This is a genomic window from Peribacillus sp. FSL R5-0717 (assembly GCF_038002945.1).
Lineage (GTDB): Bacteria > Bacillota > Bacilli > Bacillales > DSM-1321 > Peribacillus > Peribacillus frigoritolerans.
Genome location: NZ_JBBOOF010000001.1, coordinates 852,818 through 872,458, shown reverse-complemented (window position 1 = coordinate 872,458; position 19,641 = coordinate 852,818). Strand labels below are relative to the sequence as shown.

The 19,641-nt window shown below is 43.5% G+C and carries 17 protein-coding genes and 1 other RNA gene; 15 read left to right on the top strand and 3 right to left on the bottom strand.

Features of this window, described 5'->3' with window-relative positions; all coding sequences use genetic code 11:
* From aspS to NYE65_RS04240, 3 genes are all read left to right on the top strand, one after another.
* Window positions 1-1,770 carry an aspartate--tRNA ligase gene (gene aspS / locus NYE65_RS04250; protein WP_057276615.1) on the top strand — a complete coding sequence of 590 codons (1,770 nt, stop codon included), beginning with the start codon at window positions 1-3 and terminating at the stop codon, window positions 1,768-1,770.
* An 86-nt stretch (window positions 1,771-1,856) separates the two neighbouring features.
* A non-coding RNA gene (gene ssrS / locus NYE65_RS04245) (6S RNA) lies at window positions 1,857-2,042 on the top strand.
* Between the two features lie 455 nt (window positions 2,043-2,497).
* Window positions 2,498-3,469, top strand: coding sequence for a nuclease-related domain-containing protein (locus tag NYE65_RS04240; protein ID WP_340859922.1), 972 nt, complete (start codon window positions 2,498-2,500; stop codon window positions 3,467-3,469).
* Here NYE65_RS04240 and NYE65_RS04235 read toward each other — a convergent pair.
* Complete coding sequence (locus tag NYE65_RS04235; protein ID WP_340859921.1) at window positions 3,466-3,684, bottom strand: hypothetical protein; 219 nt, start codon at window positions 3,682-3,684, stop codon at window positions 3,466-3,468. The two genes, NYE65_RS04240 and NYE65_RS04235, sit on opposite strands and share 4 nt — an antisense overlap.
* A gap of 84 nt (window positions 3,685-3,768) precedes the next feature.
* On the opposite strand from NYE65_RS04235, the gene NYE65_RS04230 reads away from it, so the two are divergent.
* The 12 genes from NYE65_RS04230 (at window position 3,769) to NYE65_RS04175 (ending at window position 15,777) form a co-directional block, all read left to right on the top strand.
* Entirely contained in the window at window positions 3,769-4,917 is a 1,149-nt protein-coding gene (locus tag NYE65_RS04230) for a M20 family metallopeptidase (RefSeq protein WP_340859920.1), read from the top strand.
* 111 nt (window positions 4,918-5,028) lie between these two features.
* The gene (locus NYE65_RS04225; protein WP_034308767.1) at window positions 5,029-5,790 is read left to right on the top strand and encodes a tRNA threonylcarbamoyladenosine dehydratase; all 762 of its coding nucleotides are present in this window, start codon (window positions 5,029-5,031) and stop codon (window positions 5,788-5,790) included.
* A gap of 189 nt (window positions 5,791-5,979) precedes the next feature.
* Window positions 5,980-7,167 carry an ABC transporter substrate-binding protein gene (locus NYE65_RS04220; RefSeq protein WP_057276612.1) on the top strand — a complete coding sequence of 396 codons (1,188 nt, stop codon included), beginning with the start codon at window positions 5,980-5,982 and terminating at the stop codon, window positions 7,165-7,167.
* 76 nt (window positions 7,168-7,243) lie between these two features.
* A complete protein-coding gene (locus tag NYE65_RS04215) occupies window positions 7,244-8,122 on the top strand; it encodes a branched-chain amino acid ABC transporter permease (protein WP_340859919.1) in 879 nt (292 codons plus the stop codon).
* Window positions 8,123-8,135: 13 nt separating this feature from the next.
* Entirely contained in the window at window positions 8,136-9,107 is a 972-nt protein-coding gene (locus NYE65_RS04210; RefSeq protein ID WP_340859918.1) for a branched-chain amino acid ABC transporter permease, read from the top strand.
* A complete protein-coding gene (locus NYE65_RS04205) occupies window positions 9,082-9,861 on the top strand; it encodes an ABC transporter ATP-binding protein (RefSeq protein ID WP_063590527.1) in 780 nt (259 codons plus the stop codon). Before NYE65_RS04210 ends, NYE65_RS04205 begins: the two co-directional genes overlap by 26 nt.
* Window positions 9,861-10,568: an ABC transporter ATP-binding protein gene (locus NYE65_RS04200; RefSeq protein WP_034308755.1), complete on the top strand. Its 708-nt coding sequence runs from the start codon at window positions 9,861-9,863 to the stop codon at window positions 10,566-10,568. Before NYE65_RS04205 ends, NYE65_RS04200 begins: the two co-directional genes overlap by 1 nt.
* A gap of 548 nt (window positions 10,569-11,116) precedes the next feature.
* Entirely contained in the window at window positions 11,117-12,295 is a 1,179-nt protein-coding gene (locus NYE65_RS04195; protein ID WP_054400122.1) for an ABC transporter substrate-binding protein, read from the top strand.
* 163 nt (window positions 12,296-12,458) lie between these two features.
* A complete protein-coding gene (locus tag NYE65_RS04190; protein ID WP_034308751.1) occupies window positions 12,459-13,337 on the top strand; it encodes a branched-chain amino acid ABC transporter permease in 879 nt (292 codons plus the stop codon).
* 13 nt (window positions 13,338-13,350) lie between these two features.
* Entirely contained in the window at window positions 13,351-14,316 is a 966-nt protein-coding gene (locus NYE65_RS04185; protein ID WP_034308749.1) for a branched-chain amino acid ABC transporter permease, read from the top strand.
* Window positions 14,288-15,070 carry an ABC transporter ATP-binding protein gene (locus NYE65_RS04180; protein ID WP_034308746.1) on the top strand — a complete coding sequence of 261 codons (783 nt, stop codon included), beginning with the start codon at window positions 14,288-14,290 and terminating at the stop codon, window positions 15,068-15,070. The genes NYE65_RS04185 and NYE65_RS04180 overlap by 29 nt, the downstream gene beginning before the upstream one ends.
* Entirely contained in the window at window positions 15,070-15,777 is a 708-nt protein-coding gene (locus NYE65_RS04175; protein ID WP_034308744.1) for an ABC transporter ATP-binding protein, read from the top strand. Before NYE65_RS04180 ends, NYE65_RS04175 begins: the two co-directional genes overlap by 1 nt.
* 79 nt (window positions 15,778-15,856) lie before the next feature.
* On the opposite strand, the gene NYE65_RS04170 is transcribed toward NYE65_RS04175, so the two are convergent.
* Both NYE65_RS04170 and NYE65_RS04165 read right to left on the bottom strand, forming a co-directional pair.
* Window positions 15,857-15,991: a hypothetical protein gene (locus tag NYE65_RS04170; RefSeq protein WP_340859917.1), complete on the bottom strand. Its 135-nt coding sequence runs from the start codon at window positions 15,989-15,991 to the stop codon at window positions 15,857-15,859.
* Between the two features lie 1,110 nt (window positions 15,992-17,101).
* On the bottom strand, window positions 17,102-19,129 hold the full coding sequence (locus tag NYE65_RS04165; protein ID WP_340859916.1) for a serine hydrolase: 2,028 nt from the start codon (window positions 19,127-19,129) through the stop codon (window positions 17,102-17,104).
* Window positions 19,130-19,641: the final 512 nt, after the last annotated feature.

Here is a 19,641-nt window from a genome sequence, read left to right as displayed (position 1 = left end):
ATGTTTGGCAGAACATACTTCAATGGTGAAGTGACAGAAGCAGCTATTGGTGAAAAAGTAACATTAAAAGGATGGGTACAAAAACGCCGGGATTTGGGCGGGGTCATCTTTATCGACCTACGTGACAGAAGCGGAGTCGTCCAAGTCGTTTTCAATCCGGACATTTCGGCAGACGCGCTTGCCACAGCCGAAAAAATCCGTAATGAATACGTCCTTGATATCCAAGGTACAGTCATCAAACGTGACGAGGCCAACTTCAACCCGAACGTAACAACAGGGACCGTCGAAGTCCAAGCCGAAAACGTTACAATTTTAAACGAAGCAAAGACCCCTCCATTCATCATTGATGAAAGAACGGATGTATCAGAAGACATCCGCTTGAAATATCGTTATCTGGACCTGCGTCGTCCGGCGATGTTCGAAACATTGAAAATGCGCAACAAAACAACAAAAGCGATCCGTGATTACTTGGACGGTGAAGGCTTCCTTGATATCGAAACACCTATCTTAACAAAAAGTACACCTGAAGGAGCACGTGATTATTTAGTGCCTAGCCGCGTACACGAAGGGGAGTTCTATGCACTTCCGCAATCACCGCAAATCTTCAAGCAGCTATTGATGGTGTCCGGTTTCGAACGTTATTATCAAATTGCCCGCTGTTTCCGTGATGAAGACTTACGTGCTGACAGACAGCCTGAATTCACGCAAATCGATATTGAAACAAGCTTCATGAGCCAAGAAGATATCATTAACACGGCTGAAAACATGATGGCTAAAGTGATGAAAGACGTAAAAGGATTGGACGTAACACTGCCATTCCCTCGAATGACTTACAACGAAGCGATGAGCCGTTACGGTTCCGACAAACCGGATACACGTTTCGGAATGGAACTTAAAGATGTTTCCGAAATCGTCAAAGACAGTGATTTCAAAGTGTTCACCGGTGCTGTTGCAAGCGGAGGACAAGTTAAGGCGATCGTCGTTAAGGACGGAAATGCGGATTATTCCCGTAAAGACATTGATGGCTTGGCTGAATTTGCAGCGATCTACGGTGCTAAAGGCCTTGCATGGCTAAAAGTTGAAGAAGACGGTGTAAAAGGGCCAATCGCCAAATTCTTCGCAGAAAATCAAGAGCAATTAGTATCTGCATTGGAAGCTGAAGTGGGCGATTTAATCCTATTCGTGGCGGATAAGAAAGGCATAGTCGCAGATGCACTTGGAGCACTTCGCATCAAGCTTGGTAAAGAAAGGGGCTTGATCGATCAAAGCAAATTCAACTTCCTATGGGTGACGGACTGGCCATTACTTGAATATGACGAAGAAGAAGGACGCTACTATGCAGCACACCATCCATTCACAATGCCATTCCGTGAAGACATGGACAAACTGGAATCAGACCCAGCAAGCGTCCGTGCACAAGCATATGACCTTGTCTTGAACGGCTACGAACTTGGCGGTGGATCACTGCGGATATTCGAACGCGACGTTCAGGAAAAAATGTTCAAAGTTCTTGGATTCTCCGAAGAAGAAGCAAACGCACAATTCGGCTTCCTAATGGATGCATTCGAATACGGAACGCCACCACACGGCGGAATCGCCCTTGGACTGGACCGCATGGTCATGCTGCTTGCAGGCCGTACGAACCTTCGCGACACCATCGCGTTCCCGAAAACAGCAAGCGCAAGCGACCTGCTCGTTGACGCACCGAGTACCGTAAGTGACAAGCAATTGGCCGAACTTAACCTAAGGCTTGCTGCACTTAAAAAATAATTCATTTGGGAAAAATATGAAAAAATACCTATGTGTTTTTCCTTGAAATAGAGTTAAGCATTATGCTATGATGTTTTCAATAAGTAAGAGTCCTGATGTGTTCGTTCTTTAACCTATAAGTTTTGACCGAACACTTATAGTTACCGGGAGCACTAGTTTCCTGGCCGCGTAAAAGCCTCCCTCGAAGAGGACTTACAAACGCGAGGAACCGAGCACCCACCTGCGGAGAGCGGGTTCAAAACAAAGGCGTAAACGGCACAATTGGGACTCTTACACCTTACAAAGCAACTCATGTTAAATAACATGGGTTTTTTTGTGCATTAAAATAGTTAACTTACGAGTAAATGGCGAACTCACGAGTAAATGGAGCAAACTTACGAGTAAATGGCGGAAATCCACGAGTAAATGGCGTAAATTCACGAGTAAATGGCGAACTCACGAGTAAACAGCGTAAATTCACGAGTAAATGGTGCAAACTCACGAGTAAACAGCGTAAATTCACGAGAAAATGGTGCAAACTCACGAGAAAATGGCGAACTCACGAGTAAACGGCGTAAATTCACGAGAAAATGGTGCAAACTTACGAGTAAATAGCGGAAATTCACGAGTAAGCTACAAATCTCATGAATTAAAAAGAGTAAACTTACGGTAAAACGTCTGATTTCAAATCCTAGCAGGAAAAAAGGGCATTAATAAAGAAGCTTAAGGAGAAGGAGTTGATGTATGGATGTTAAAACCGTGTGAGAGGCCTATGAAAATGCTCAAACTGGAGGCATTAAGCAGGAGGCTATCAGCAAATCATCCAAAACAGGAAAGAATAAAGAACGATTTCCAGAAAATTCGTACAGGATTTAACGGGGAGCGGAGTATCGGAAAGGAGTTGAAGAATCTCCCGAAAGAATATCGAGTATTTCATGATTTGAGGTTAGACCACGATGGGAGCCGTTATTTTCAAATGGATTTCCTAATAATCACCAGGAAGTACTGTATCATCATTGAAGTGAAAAACTTTGCGGGAACGCTCTATTTTGACCGCACCTATCCCCAATTGATCCGGACAAAAGATGGACAGGAACAGGCATATCTAGATCCGCTAATCCAGGTCGACGTGCAAAAATCCCGATTAAATGATTGGCTTACTTTTCACAAATTCCCCTCGCTGCCGATTGAAACGTTAATTGCCAATGCAAATTCGAATACGATCATCAGGACTACCCCAGGTTTTACCCCCATTTTCAAAAAAATCACGGGAAAAGAAACTCTCATCACCAAAATCCATTCCATTGAAGAAAAGTATCCTTCTGAACAGTTAACCCAAAGGCAGAGCACTAGACTTTCGAACACGATTCTGCAAAAAAACACTCCACATAATCCTGATATACTCAATTTATATCAAATTGATGAGCAAGATCTGCTAAAAAGCGTTCAATGTCCTGAATGCGCTGCTCTCCATATGCACTATCACTGGGGCAAATGGTCATGCAGTCAATGTTCTTACGCCTCCAAAGATGCCCACATTCAAACTCTTCGCGATTTTGCTCTCCTCATAAAACCCAATATAACAAATAAACAAGCACGGCTCTTTTTACAAATAGATTCAATTGATATCATGCAGCGGATGCTGTCTTCACTGGAATTGCCTTATTCGGGGCAATTTAAAAATAGAGCTTATAAACTTAATGGATTAATTCACAATTAAATGGCGAACTCACGAGTAAACGGCGGAAATTCACGAGTAAAAGAGCTAAATTCACGAGTAAATGGTGCAAACTCACGAGTAAACGGCGCAAATTCACGAGTAAATGGCTTAAACTCGCGAGTAAATGCCGCAAATTCACGAGTAAACGATCCAGACTCACGAATAAAGACCCCATACTCAAAGAAAACTACCAAAAACCAGCGAATAATCTTCAAATATTCCCATTTAAGTAACACTCCGCAATATTGAGTCGTAAATTATAGTAAGGTTGAGCAATAGTCAGCTAAGGATAGAAAGTAGTGAGGGCTTTGAAAGATTTATTGTATGCAAAGAGGATGGAAATGCTTCAATTAGTGGAGCGGCTAGTGAATATAGATAGTGGTTCTCATACAAAAAAGGGTATTGATGAAATTGGTTCGATTTTGAAAACGAAATTTGAAAGCCTGGATTTTATTGTGGATACCGTTGAGCAGCAGAATTATGGCAATCAGCTGCTCATCCAGCATCGTGATGCGCATCAACCGCATATTCTGGTCGTTGCCCATATGGATACGGTTTTTCCGGAGGGCACAGCGCAAAAACGTCCTTTTAAAGTGAAGGGAAATCGGGCATACGGTCCTGGTGTAGCGGATATGAAGTCTAGTTTGGTTGAGCTTTTTTATGCGATCCTTTGCCTGAAACAGACGGGGCAGACAGGCTATAAGCATGTCCAGATCATTCTTAATAGTGATGAGGAGATCGGGTCTCCGTCATCCGCTTCACTCATATCGGAAAAAGCGGCCAATAAGAAGTTTGCGCTAATTCTTGAACCGGCAAGGACGGACGGTTCGCTTGTAACGGCAAGAAGGGGCTGCGGTCAGTTTAAAGTGGATATTGCAGGGGTGGCCGCCCATTCAGGGATTGAACCGGAAAAGGGACGAAGTGCAATTGAAGAATTGGCCCATAAGATCATCGCCTTACATCGATTGAATGATCAGCAGAAAGGAATCAGCGTGAATGTCGGCAAAATTGAAGGGGGCTCCGCTGTAAATATGATCGCTTCCCATGCTGCCGCTTTTGTGGATGTACGGATTTCGGAAAAAAGGCAGGAAGCCATCATCCTCAAGCAACTGAAAAAAATCTGTGCGGAAACCTATATTCCAGGAACGAAAACGACATTAAGCGGGAAAATGGACCGCTCTCCCATGGAAAAGAATGAGAAAACGAACTTGCTTTTAGAGACGATCCGCCAGGCTGGGAAGGAAATCGGCATCGAAATCACGGATACGGCCACGGGTGGAGGTTCGGATGCTTCCATCACTTCTGATTTGGGAATCGCGACAGTGGATGGACTCGGGCCCATTGGAGGGAATGCACATAGTGAAGAGGAGTATTTGGAAATTCCAAGCCTTACGGAAAGGACACTCCTATTGGCAACTGTCATTCAAAAATTATCAAAAATGACCTAGCACACTAATTCCGATTAGACTGCTCATATTTCGCTTGTCATTAATGATGTTTATGATATATTGTTAATTGGGAAGCTAAATAAGAACAGAATTTATTGGAGTTGAATATATATGCTGCATCAGTTTTCACGAAATGAATTGGCAATTGGCAAGGAAGGAATCGATATACTGAAAAATACGACCGTTGCAGTCCTGGGTGTTGGAGGCGTTGGTTCATTTTCAGCCGAAGCATTGGCACGTTCCGGGGTAGGCCGTATTATTCTTGTGGATAAAGACGATGTCGACATCACAAATGTAAATAGGCAGATCCATGCTCTATTATCAACAGTCGGTCAACCGAAAGCGGAATTGATGAAAAATCGCATTCAAGATATCAATCCCGACTGCGAAGTGATCGCTCTTAAAATGTTCTATACAGAAGAGACGTTTGAAGAATTCTTCAGTTATGGCTTGGACTATGTCATTGATGCATCGGATACGGTCATTTACAAGATCCATGTGATGAAGGAGTGCCTCAAACGGAATATCAAGGTGATTTCAAGCATGGGGGCAGCTAATAAGATGGACCCGACGCGTTTTCAAATTGCTGATATCTCCAAAACGCATACCGATCCGCTTGCCAAGGTCATTCGTACTAGATTGCGTAAAGAGGGCATAACAAAGGGAATTCCCGTTGTCTTTTCCGACGAGAGCCCTATTGTCATTCGGGAGGATGTGCGGAAAGAAGTCGGCAATGATGAGGCAAAAATCCGTAAAGCCCAAATGCCTCCGTCTTCGAATGCTTTCGTACCATCCGTTGCGGGCTTAATTGCAGCAAGTTGGGTGATCAATGATATATTGAAAGACATTGAAGTTCGCCGTGTAAATGATTGATAATAATCAACTGACTCTATAAAGGGTCAGTTTTTTTGTGGCGAATAGTAGATATTCCTTTAAATAACTTTTTTATCCATATCATATAGACGGGGTCGAAAGAATGAGATACACTATATTTTCAGAATATTATTTTTATTCAGATATTCTATTTGTTTAAAAGAACATATTAAAACAAGGGGGTTTCAAATGAAGAAGAAAAAGCTAGCAGGAGTGTTTCTATCACTTTCTTTGGTTGCAGGGGCGCTGGCAGGCTGCAGCGGCGACTCGAAAACCAGCAGTTCAAGCGGGGGTTCATCAAAATCGGGTGACACCATTAAAATTGGGGCCAACCTTGAATTATCCGGAGGTACGGCATCATTCGGCCAATCGGCTGCCGATGGTTTGAAGCTGGCCATCGATGAGATTAATAAAGAGGGCATCGACGGTAAAAAATTGGAAATCGTGAAGGTTGATAATAAATCAGATGCAGCAGAAGCTACAAGCGGTTCGATCAAGTTAGTCAGCCAGGACAAGGTTGTGGCTGTAGTCGGATCTGCGACAAGCACGAATACATTGGCACAGGTTCAAGTCGCACAGGATAATAAAGTTCCTCTACTCACACCAACTGCAACAAATCCCGACATTACCAACAAAGCTGGAAAATTAAATGATTATGTGTTCAGAACTTGCTTTATCGATCCATTCCAAGGTACGGTGGCAGCCAATTTCGCATCTGACGAAATTGGAGCAAAGACGGCTGCGATCTATGTGGATAGCGCAAGCGATTATTCTAAAGGATTGGCCGCAGCTTTTAAAGAAGCATTTACTGCCAAGGGCGGTAAAATCGTGGCGGAAGAGGCTTATGTAACGAAAGATACTGATTTCCGTTCTACATTGACACGTATCAAATCGGCAAAACCTGAGTTCGTTTTTCTTCCTGGTTATTATGAGGAAGTCGGATTGATCCTAAAACAGGCACGTGAAGACGGCATAGACCTTCCATTCATGGGCGGGGACGGCTGGGATTCCCCGAAGGTCGTTGAAATTGCCGGAGCGGAAGCTTTAAAAAATACTTATATCACGAATCACTATTCCCCGGAAGATGAAGATGCAAAAATCCAGGATTTCGTTGCAGCCTTCAAAAAGGAATACGATAAAACACCGGATGCCTTTGCTGCACTTGGCTATGACACTGGGTACTACCTGGCCGATGCCATCAAGAGATCTGGAGATGCTTCCCCTGAAAAAATCAGACAAGCGTTGGAAGATGTAAAAGATCTTCAATTAGTTTCCGGAACGCTGAACCTTGATGAAAATCATGATCCGATCAAATCGGCGACCATCCTGGAATATGTGGATGGCAAACAAACATTCAAGACAAAAATCAATCCATAATACCTTACGTGGATAGGGGGCAAGTCCCCCCTATTCTATATTCACTTAAAAAACACCTTAACGGGGAGAGTGCAATATGGAACTGATTCAGCAATTGGTAAATGGCATTTCACTCGGAAGCATTTATGCTTTGATCGCGCTTGGTTATACGATGGTGTATGGAATCGTCAAACTCATAAACTTCGCCCATGGAGACGTATTCATGGTCGGTTCATTTGTGGGCTTTTACGCCATTACCGTAATGGACTTATCCTTCATCCCGGCTTTATTGATTTCAATGGCCATATGTGCCATCTTTGGCGTTTTAATCGAACGCATTGCTTATAAACCCCTTCGTAATGCAACACGGATCGCGGCCTTGATAACGGCCATCGGTGTTTCCCTTCTGATAGAAAATGGGCTGATTTACATCCGGGGCGCCCAGCCGGAAGCCTATCCAAATAATGTCCTTCCGATGGATAAACTCGATATATTGGGAGTTTCCATCAGCAGTCAATCGATATTGATCTTATCCGTATCCATCATTTTAATGATCATCCTGCAATTCGTTGTCCATAAAACCAAAATCGGCAAAGCGATGCGTGCCGTTTCATTCGATTCCGAGGCGGCCAAGCTGATGGGAATCAATGTGAACAATACGATTTCAGCTACGTTCGCCATAGGTTCGGCCCTGGCAGGGGCGGCTGGTGTCATTTTTGGCATCTACTATATTAAAATCGAACCGTTGATGGGTGTCCTTCCTGGCCTCAAAGCATTTGTTGCAGCCGTCTTGGGCGGCATCGGCATCATTCCGGGAGCGATGGTCGGCGGTCTGCTGCTAGGAGTGATCGAGGCTTTGGTCAGTGCCGCCGGTTACTCATTATGGCGCGATGGTGTGGCTTTCGTCGTACTTATCTTGATTTTGATTTTCTTGCCGCAGGGACTATTCGGTAAAAATAAAAGAGAAAAAGTATAGGGGAGACATGGCGATGACTACTTTAAAGAATTCAAAGGGTTTTTGGCTCTCGATCGTGCTCGCACTAATTTTTTTCGGAATCATGCAGTACACCATTTCAAACGGTATCCTCAATCCATTTTATATCAACACGCTCATGTTCATCGGCATCAATATCATGCTGGCGACGAGCCTTCATTTAATCATTGGAATAACCGGGCAGTTCTCGATCGGGCATGCAGGTTTTTTAGCGGTCGGGGCCTATGCTTCGGCAGTCATGACAATGAAGCTGGAACTTCCTTTCATCATAGCAGTATTGACTGGGGGCGTCATCGCCGCTGTTGCGGGTATGGTGATAGGGATACCCAGCTTGCGCCTGAAGGGGGATTACCTGGCGATAGCCACCCTTGGTTTTGGGGAAATTGTCCGGATCGTCCTTTTGAATATTGAATATGTAGGCGGTGCAAGCGGGATGCAGGTATCCCACCTGACTACTTGGCCATGGGTTTTTGTCTGTGTCATGATCACCGTCTTAGTCATCAGGAATTTCACCAATTCGACTCACGGGCGTGCATGCATATCCGTAAGGGAAGATGAAACGGCGGCTGATGCGATGGGAATCAATACGACCTATTATAAAGTGGCGGCCTTCGTCATCGGAGCTTTTTTTGCCGGAATTGCCGGATCGCTCTATGCCCATAATTTTTATATTATCCAGCCATCGAATTTCGGTTTCCTGAAATCCTTCGATATACTGATTTTCGTCGTACTTGGCGGTCTTGGAAGTCTTTCAGGTTCGGTTTTGGCCGCCATTTTACTGACGATCGTGACGACATTCCTTCAGGATTACCCGGAAACGAGGATGATCATCTACAGTCTTGTCCTGATCCTGATGATGATTTTCCGCCCGCAGGGGTTAATGGGAACAAAAGAAATCACATCATTGTTCACACATAAAAAAACGAAAGGGGGCCCAAAGGATGGAAGCCACAATACCGTTGCTTAAGGTAGATTCGGTTGGTATACGCTTTGGCGGATTGAAAGCGGTGTCCGATGTGAACGTGGAATTATTTCCAGGGGAACTTGTAGGCCTGATCGGGCCGAATGGAGCTGGGAAAACGACCTTCTTCAATTTATTGACGGGTGTGTATGTCCCTACAGAAGGAACGATCGCCTTGAACGGGGAAAATCTAAATAAGCAGCAGCCTTATAAAATTACCCGAAAAGGGATCTCGAGGACCTTTCAAAACATTCGTCTCTTCAGTGAGTTATCCGTGATCGATAATGTGAAGGTTGCTTACCACTCGCTTGCCAAGCATGGAATTCCAAGCTCCATATTCCGGTTGCCCGGACATTTTTCCGGGGAAAAGGAAATGGATGAAAAGGCGCTCGAATTTTTGCGGATTTTCAATCTTGACCATTTTAAGGATGAAAAAGCGAAGAATCTTCCATACGGACAGCAAAGGCGGCTGGAAATCGCCCGTGCCCTTGCCGCCAATCCGAAACTTCTTTTACTGGATGAACCGGCAGCCGGGATGAACCCCCATGAAACGAAAGAATTAATGAACCTCATTGCTTTTATCCGGAAGGAGTTCAACCTTACCGTTTTGCTAATCGAACATGATATGTCACTGGTCATGGGTGTATGCGAACGAATTTATGTCCTTGATCATGGACAGCTCATCGCTCACGGAAAGCCGGATGAAATCCGCAACGATCCAAAGGTTATCGAGGCATATCTAGGGGAGGAGGTTTCCTGATGCTGAAAATAGAGGACATCAATGTTTATTACGGCAATATCCAAGCGCTAAAAGGGGTTTCCATGGAGATAAATGAAGGGGAAATCGTGACTTTGATCGGGGCGAACGGAGCGGGAAAAAGCACGCTGCTCAAAACGATTTCCGGTCTGTTAAAACCAAAGCAAGGAAAAGTTCTGTTCGAAGGCGATTCGATTGGGGGAAAAGCGGCACAGGCCATCGTGAAACTGGGCATATCCCATGTGCCTGAAGGACGACGTGTCTTCGCCAACATGACGGTGGCCGAAAACCTGGAGCTTGGAGCTTATTTGCGAAAAGACAAGGATGGCATCCATAAGGATATGGAAAAGGTATACGAGCTATTTCCAAGGCTGCTGGAAAGAATCAAACAGCAGGCTGGCACGCTTTCAGGCGGCGAACAGCAGATGCTTGCAATGGGCAGGGCCTTAATGGCGAAACCGCGATTATTACTGCTCGATGAACCTTCGATGGGCCTTGCACCGCTTCTGGTGAAGCAAATATTCAACATCATCCAGGAAATCAGTGAGTCCGGCACAACGATCCTTTTGGTCGAGCAAAACGCCAACCTCGCCTTATCCATTGCAGATCGGGCGTATGTCGTTGAAACGGGCCGAATCGTCCTGTCGGGCAATGCCGAAGAACTAACATCAAGTGAAGAAATTAAAATGGCCTATTTAGGAGGCCACTGAACCGCCGTTTGGCGGTTTTTTTGTTTGTTGATCGGGTTATGCAAAATATGCAAAAAGATAAAAAAACACAGGGTTTCATGCATGATTTTATACATCCAATATAGTATTATTCAATTTTGATATAGGAATTAAGACTAAAAAAACACGAAAAAACTGGGTTTAATTCCCTATCAATATACTTGTATTTTGGTAAAAATGTAATTATTAGGATGAGAAAAATTAGAGAATGAATAAAATTTTTTGATCTGTAAGTAAGGGATTTATAATATCAATATAATTTAATTATCCGTTTTTTCTGATTATAACGCCTATTGTCGCAATATTTAAAATATATAAAGATAAAAATGATAGAGCGCTACCTGTGAAAAATATCCTAATTACCGAAATCTTCTCGCAATTATTGTATAGACGGAATGAAAATTATGCGGTAAACTATTTTTCGAAATATTAATTTAATTTGAAACATTTCATCTAATCAATTTTTTTCTGAAGGATCATGAATAAATATTCATGCATCAGAGCTTGATTACAAAATGGGGGGATTATTTATGAAAAAGAAAAAATTAGCAAGTGCATTCCTTTCTCTATCACTTGCTGCAGGAGTGCTAGCGGGTTGTTCCGGCTCTGGTTCATCTGAAAAATCAAGCGGGGATGGAGATACGATCAAAATCGGTGTCAACCTTGAATTATCAGGCGGTGTAGCTTCATATGGACAATCGATTGCAGAAGGTCTGGAGCTTGCAACTGCAGAAATAAATAAAGAAGGCATTGACGGTAAAAAAATCAAACTAATTAAAGTCGATAATAAATCTGAAGCGTCCGAAGCGACAAGCGGGGCGATCAAGCTGACATCGCAAGATCAGGTTGCAGCGATCGTGGGCGCAGCAACAAGCACGAACTCGATTGCACAAGTACAGATTGCCCAAGATAATAAAGTGCCGGTCATCTCACCTTCTGGTACAAGCCCTGAAATCACTTTCAGCAAGGATAAATTGAACGATTACGTTTTCAGGACAAGCTTCATCGATCCGTTCCAAGGGACGGTAGCTGCAAACTTTGCCGCTAAAGAAATCAAAGCGAAAAGTGCAGCCATCTATATTGACAGCTCAAGTGATTATTCAAAAGGGTTAGCCGCAGCCTTTAAAGAACAATTCGAAAAGAATGGCGGAAAAGTTGTTGCTGAGGAAGCTTACATTGCGAAGGATACTGATTTCCGTTCCACATTGACTCGTTTGAAATCGGCAAAACCTGATTTCATTTTCCTTCCTGGTTACTATGAGGAAGCTGGTCTGATCGTGAAGCAGGCACGGGAAACTGGACTTGACGTTCCATTCATGGGCGGCGACGGCTGGGATTCTCCTAAGCTAGTTGAAATTGCCGGTGCAAAAGCTCTAAATAATACGTTCATCACGAACCACTATTCTTCAGGCGATCCTGATAAGAAAATTCAGAATTTTGTGTCAGCATTTAAAGCGAAATACAAAGATAAGTCCCCGGATGCATTCAATGCCCTAGGATATGACACAGGATACTTCCTTGCAGACGCGATTAAACGTGCTGGTTCAGCGGATTCGGAAAAAATCAAAGAAGCGCTGGAAAAAACGGCTGACCTTGAGCTTGTTACGGGTACATTCACATTGGATGAAAAACATAATCCAATCAAATCTGCCACCATCCTTGAATTTAAAGAAGGAAAACAAGTATTCAACACAAAAATCAATCCTTAATTTCGGAGAACAACTCCAACCCTTTCGCCGGCCCTTCCTTAATAAGAAGGTGCTGGCGAATTCTCATTTTTCAAGCATGCCAGGGTGCTGAACATCCCCTTAGCGGAATGAAAAGAGTCTGGACTAATCACTCATAAAATTAGATTTTCAAGGAGAGTCGAACATGGAATTGATACAACAGTTAATTAACGGGGTTTCATTAGGAAGTATTTATGCCCTTATCGCTCTCGGATATACGATGGTTTACGGGATTGTTAAATTGATAAACTTCGCACATGGCGATGTATTCATGGTCGGCTCATTCGTTGGGTTTTACTCAATAACGGTCCTGGATCTGTCATTCGTGCCCGCCCTATTAATCTCGATGACGGTCTGTGCTCTGTTTGGAGTATTGATCGAACGTATCGCGTACAAGCCATTGCGTAACGCAACACGTATCGCGGCACTTATCACTGCCATCGGTGTTTCCCTTTTGATCGAATACGGATTCATCTACGTCCGCGGTGCACAGCCGGAAGCTTATCCGAATGATGTATTGCCGACAGACAAGTTCAATATTTTTGGAGTTTCCATCAATAGTCAATCTATTTTGATTTTTGGAGTGGCTGTAGTCTTGATGATCATCCTTCAAATCATCGTTCATAAATCGAAAATTGGAAAAGCGATGCGTGCCGTTTCCTACGATGCGGATGCAGCTAAGCTGATGGGTATAAATGTCGATAACACGATTTCTGCCACCTTTGCAATCGGTTCCGCATTGGCTGGGGCAGCGGGCGTCATTTTCGGTATTTACTATATTAAGATCGAGCCGCTCATGGGTGTGCTTCCGGGATTGAAGGCATTCGTTGCTGCCGTACTTGGAGGGATCGGGATTATACCGGGCGCGATGGTCGGAGGCCTATTGCTAGGTGTCATCGAAGCTTTGGTCAGTGCCGCCGGTTACTCATTATGGCGTGATGCTGTAGCCTTCGTCGTACTGATTCTTATCTTGATTTTCATGCCACAAGGCTTATTCGGTAAAAACAAAAAAGAAAAAGTATAGGGGAGACAAAGCAATGACTACAATTAAGCGAGCAAAAGGTTTTTGGCTCTCGATTTCACTATCATTGATCTTTTTCGCCGTAGTTCAAGTGTTAATCGGCGGCGGATCGCTAAATCCTTTTTATCAAAATACGCTCATGTTCATCGGGATCAACATCATTCTGGCGGCGAGCCTGCACTTGATCATCGGGATAACCGGGCAGTTCTCCATCGGGCATGCCGGATTCCTGGCAGTCGGTGCCTATGCTTCAGCCGTCATGACGATGAAGCTGGAAATGCCATTTTATGCGGCATTGATAGTCGGCGGTTTGGCGTCAGCGCTGGCAGGATTGATCATCGGAATTCCAAGCTTACGCTTAAAAGGTGACTATCTGGCGATTGCGACCCTTGGTTTTGGGGAAATCGTCCGGATCATGCTCTTGAATATCGATTATGTCGGCGGGGCGAGCGGCATGCAGGTTTCCCATTTGACCACTTGGCCGTGGGTATTCGCATCCGTCATCGTAACGATCATCGTCATCCGAAACTTTACTAGCTCGACCCACGGAAGAGCCTGCATATCGATCCGCGAGGACGAAACGGCTGCCGATTCGATGGGAATCAACACGACCTATTATAAAGTTGTCGCCTTTGCGATCGGTGCTTTTTTTGCCGGTATCGCTGGTGGACTTTACGCTCATAACTTCTACATCATCCAGCCATCGAACTTCGGATTCCTGAAATCATTTGATATTTTGATCCTTGTCGTACTTGGCGGTCTTGGAAGTCTTTCCGGTGCCGTATTGGCAGCGATATTACTGACGGTAGTCACGACTTTCCTGCAGGATTATCCGGAAACACGAATGATCATCTACAGTCTTGTGCTTATCGTGATGATGCTCTATCGCCCGCAAGGTTTAATGGGTACCAAAGAAATAACATCCATGTTCAAACGTAAAGGAGGAAGCAGCCATGAAAAAAATAAAAACACCGCTGCTTAAAGTCGATTCGGTCGGCATCCAGTTCGGAGGGCTTAAAGCCGTTTCTGATGTTAACGTCGAATTATATCCAGGAGAACTAATTGGCTTGATCGGGCCGAACGGCGCTGGAAAAACCACTTTCTTTAACTTGCTGACAGGAGTTTACGTCCCGACGGAGGGCACCATTTCTTTGGAAGGTGAGAACTTAAGAAAACTGCCTCCATATAAAATCACGCAAAAAGGGATCAGCCGGACATTCCAGAACATTCGCTTATTCAGTGAGCTATCCGTGATCGATAATGTAAAAGTGGCCTATCATTCGCTTTCGAAGCATGGCATCTTAAGTTCGATCTTCCGCATGCCGATCCATTTTAAAGGCGAAAAGGAAATGGATGAAAAAGCGATTGAGTTCCTGAAGATCTTCAACCTTGATCAATATAAGGATGAAAAGGCAAAGAACCTGCCATATGGTAAACAAAGACGGTTGGAAATCGCCCGTGCCCTTGCCGCCAACCCGAAACTGCTTTTGCTCGATGAACCGGCAGCGGGGATGAACCCTCAGGAAACGCACGAACTCATGAACCTGATTGCCCTCATCCGTGAGAAATTCGATTTGACCGTATTATTGATAGAACATGATATGCCGCTCGTCATGGGTGTTTGCGAACGCATATATGTACTCGATCACGGACAGCTGATCGCTCAAGGAAAGCCAGAGGAAATCCGTAACAATCCAAAAGTCATCGAGGCCTATCTGGGCGAGGAGGTTTCATAATGTTAAAAATCGAGGACATCAACGTCTATTACGGAAACATTCAAGCCTTGAAAGGAATCTCGCTTTCTATTAACGAAGGCGAAATCGTAACCCTGATCGGGGCGAACGGAGCAGGGAAAAGCACGTTGCTGAAGAGCATTTCCGGCCTTTTAAAACCAAAACAAGGGAAGATCATATACGAAGGGGATTCCATCGGAGGGAAGGCAGCACAATCCATCGTGAAAATGGGCATTTCCCATGTCCCTGAAGGCCGGCGGGTTTTTGCTAACATGACCGTCGAGGAAAATCTTCAGCTTGGTGCTTATCTGCGCAAAGATAAGGCAGGCATCAAGCAGGACATGGAGAAAGTCTATGAATTATTCCCGCGTTTGCTGGAGCGTCTGAAACAGCAATCCGGAACCCTTTCCGGCGGGGAACAGCAAATGCTCGCGATGGGCAGGGCACTCATGGCCAAGCCCCGGCTTCTGTTACTGGACGAGCCATCGATGGGACTTGCTCCATTATTGGTGAAGCAAATCTTTCATATCATCGAAGAAATCAACAAAACAGGTACGACGATTCTGCTGGTCGAACAAAATGCCAACTTAGCACTATCCATTGCGGACAGAGCCTATGTTGTCGAAACCGGCCGAATCGTCCTATCAGGCAAATCAGAGGAACTGACCGCAAGCGAAGAAATCAAGAATGCCTATTTAGGCGGACATTAAACCTGTTACAGACTGCAGACGAACTCGAGGAAAAGCGAGTTTGCCTGCAGTTTTTTATTGAAAAAAGTACCAGTTGATTTCAGAAATCCGCTCCCTTTCCGCCGACTGCCTGCCAAGCCTCCTCGCCTAGCGGCTGCGGGGTCTCGGCTAGCCAGTAATTCGGCAGGAGTGTCGCAAATTTCTTCCATCCAATAAGGATTACAGTAAAAAACATGAAGAATAATCTAGTCTTGTTTTAAAATCATAGTTTAGGATTAGACCAATCGGAACTCCCAGACTGACTGGAGATATATTCGAGGAAAAACGAGTTTGCCAGCAAGTTTTTTAAAAAAAAGATTTCAGTTGATTTCAGAAATCCGCTCCCTTTCCGCCGACTGTCTGCCAAGCCTCCTCGCCAAGCGGCTGCGGTGTCTCGGCTAGCCAGTAATTCGGCAGGAGTGTCGCAAATTTCTTCCATCCAATAAGGATTACAGTAAAAAAACATGAAGAATAATCTAGTCTTGTTTTAAAATCATGGTTTAGGATTAGACCAATCGGAACTCCCAGACTGACTGGAGATATATTCGAGGAAAAGCGAGTTTCTTTCAAGTTTTTTTAAAAAAAGGTTCCAGTTGATTTCAGAAATCCGCTCCCTTTCCGCCGACTGTCTGCCAAGCCTCCTTGCCTAGCGGCTGCGGTGTCTCGGCTAGCCAGTAATTCGGCAGGAGTGTCGCAAATTTCTTCCATCTATTAAGGATTACAGTAAAAAAACATGAAGAATAATTTAGTTTAAAATCATAGTTTAGGATTAGACCAATCGGAACTCCCAGACTGACTGGAGATATATTCGAGGAAAAACGAGTTTGGCTGCAGTTTTTTTGGTTTGTAAAACTCGAACCGTTGATATCCACTCCAGGCACTCGCTTTCCGCGGGCAGTCCGGGAGCCCCTCGGCGCTTTTGCGCCTGCGGGGTCTCCCTTGGACTCGCATTTCCCGCAGGAGTCTCGTAGATAGAACCCCATGCCTATCAAGCTAAGGTTTTTAATTACCCCATAACGAAAAGTTTACCCCTCCACAGTTATTTATGAGATTTTGGCTCATTTTTTCGTTTTTGGGAACAATTAATTTCTTAAGTTGATGGTTAACATGATTCCCCCTATATAACAAAGAAGGAACCTATCATATTTCATGATAGGTTCCTTCTTTAAATGCAATAACATTATCTTTAGAATCGTTTCCGCTTTCATAAAGATCTTACAAAGTCGAATTTTTTGTATTATTTAGCTGGATGTTGGTTTCTCATCAGTATTCAATTTTTTCATGATTCAATCTATGAATAAAATATTTACTGCTGTTTGTTAGGTTGTGCATGATAGCCAAAAGCTAAATCCAGCAAAGCACTTGCTTCTTGACGCAGTAACAAATCCTTCGGACGGAAGGTTAAGGATCCGTCAGCATTAATGGAAGTATCAGGGTCTAGAATTCCTTGGGAGGCAAGTGCCTGAATCGATTGAATTGCCCAGTCATCCGTAGCATCAAGTAATTTAACTTTAATAGCTTTGTCAGGTTGAATCGGTTTCATGTCATGAATTTGCTTTAAGTTTTGAATCATGCTTGCTGCGACCTGTCGGGTAATCGGAGTTGCACGGTCATATCCTGGAATTCCTTTCATAACTTTTTCCCTTGCCTCCTTGGAATCGTCTGGAAAACCGTTCCATCCATAAGCAAGTAACAACGTATCCGCAAACTCTCCTTGTGTCATGATGTCCATCGGTTTGAATAGATTACCTGTTTTAGCACCCATAATATTTAGAGCATGAAGATTATCAATATGACTTCTATAGTTACTCTTTTGTGGAACGTCATCAAAAGGTGGTTTGTTGTTAAATCTCTGGGCATCTGCTACAAAATCAAGGCTTTTAGGAGAGTTGTAGTGAAAATATGCGATTTCTCCAGCTGAATTCTTTTTGAAAGCAACTTTGCTGCCTTCCGAATCTTCAAATAACAACGGATGAATCATTTTGAGAACTTGTTTTCCAGTTCCACTCTCCATGACCAAGTTCCCATTTTCATAAGTAAAATGAGTGCGAAGTGCAGCGAAACGCGTATTTTGGAATAAGCCCAAGTATTTATGAGCTTCTTTTTCCTCTAACGGGAGATAACTTGTTTTTCCTTCATTCTTCTTAGCAGGGAAATAGTGATCCATGAGAGTTTCATATATGTCTACACTCATCATTGAATCATTATTGTAAGACATGAAGAATGCTGTTTTTTGTTCAGGCACTAAAATCAGCAGTGATTGATGTCCAGGCATGCTTCCCCCTTTTATTACAACGTGTTGACCGTTTGCAAATTCATTAAAAGGCGTTTCAAATCCAATTGTCGCAACAGGAATCGTCTTATCATCAAAAACTTGATAGGCATGCATCATATCCATGCTTTTTTTACTTGCAATTTCCTTGTCTTTAAACTTTCCTTTCTGTAGTTGCATAATCATGTATTTTGACATGTCTTCCGCAGTAGATAAAATGCCTCCTTGTGGTGTATCCTTTAAACCGCTCCCGCTTGTTGGAATCGGATCACCAGTGGGACCATAAGGTGTAGCCATTTTTTCGAGAAGATCAGGCGTAAAGCTCATGCTTGTAGATTTCATATCTAATGGTTTGAAAATATTCTTTTCCATATATTTCGAGAAAGGGGTGTTGGTAGCATTCTCCACTGCAAACCCTGCGAGCGCAAATCCGACGTTGTCATACGTATAAACTTCTCCTGGCGGCCGTACCACAGTTGGCATTTGTTTAGAGAAAAATTCTTTCATCGGTATACTATTATTAATATATTCAGGTCCAGTTATGTTTGTAAGATCGGGAAAATCCACCCCGCTGGTATAAGTGAGCATATCAAACAGGGTAAGAGGTTTCCCAGTTTGATTAGGTATTTGTAATCCACCAAAATATTTTTGTACGTCTTGATCTAGTTTAAGCTTTCCTTTATCGACTTGCTGCATCACAGCCAAAGCAGTAAAAGTTTTCGTGACTGAACCGATTTGAAAGACCGTGTCCTTAGTGACGGGGATTTTCTTTTCTTTATCGGCATATCCATACCCTTTATTGACAACGACCTTTCCATCATGAACGACGACAAAACTAGAACCGTTCACATTGAACTTCTTCATTTTTTCTTCAAATAACGGATCAGCAAAAGATTCTATTTCTTTTTTATTATTAGGTCCTTTCGTCATTTGGATATTAGTCGTGGATGCCGATGGTTTTGATTTTCCTGCTTCTAACGATTGTTGGGAACACGCAGAAATCATGGTTGAAGAAGTAAGAAGAATTGCAACGATCCCCAGTTTGTTAATTGCTTGTTTCATTTTTGTACGCTCCTTTATTTGATTGGAATTTTTTGTTAGCACAACGAGTTAGCGCCTCGTTAGCGTATGAACAGAGTGTAGCAAGCGGCGAGTCATAGTCGATAGTGAGCTTTTGTCATATTTATAAGGAACAACAAAAATTGAGTGGGATACGGCTGTATTAATAGCTATGTCATAGAAACCATGACATTTTGACACTACCGTATTTGACAGAAAAACACCTAGAATCAAAGAACAGTTTTTAACGCATTAACAATAAATGAGGAGGGGAGATTTTCATTGTGTATGATAAAAATATAAAGAGGAGTGAAAGGGGAAACAGGTATGACCTATTTATGAAAAACAAACCAGTAACAAGGGTGGGGACACACAGGCGGCGTTCCAGGGTTTTCTACTCTTGCTAGAGGCACATTTGGAGGCAAGCATGCTTCTTCCGGGTTTGTGTATGCTTCAATTATACGGCTTTATAGCGTTTTTTTTTGTTGTGCAAATAACTTAATTCAACTAGATAA